The sequence below is a fragment of the Nocardioides antri genome (genome assembly GCF_008373765.1).
GTDB classification, from domain to species: Bacteria; Actinomycetota; Actinomycetes; order Propionibacteriales; family Nocardioidaceae; genus Nocardioides; species Nocardioides antri.
This window is the reverse complement of record NZ_VUJW01000072.1, coordinates 1-260: the sequence shown is the minus strand read 5'-3', so window position 1 is coordinate 260 and position 260 is coordinate 1. Positions and strand designations below refer to the sequence as shown.

The 260-nt window shown below is 49.2% G+C and carries 1 protein-coding gene; it reads left to right on the top strand.

The window, feature by feature from the left end:
* Window positions 1–260: hypothetical protein (locus F0U47_RS22630; RefSeq protein ID WP_149752330.1), on the top strand; the 260-nt coding region annotated here is incomplete at both ends.

Below are 260 nucleotides of genomic sequence, written 5' to 3'. Positions count from 1 at the left end.
GACTTATCTTCGCCGAAAACGCCATTAAGCTTATGTACAAGCGCGACGGTCTCGCTTTGACGCTGAGTAATGATGTTCACGGCAACGATGGCAGACTTGCCTTCGGCGACGGTAAGGACAAAACAAGCCCGAAAGTCAGCTGGAAGTTCATTGCTCTGTGGGAGAACAACAAGGTCTACTTCAAGATCTTGAACACTGAGCGTAACCAATATTTGGTATTGGGAGTCGGTACTAACTCGAACGGCGACCACATGGCCTTC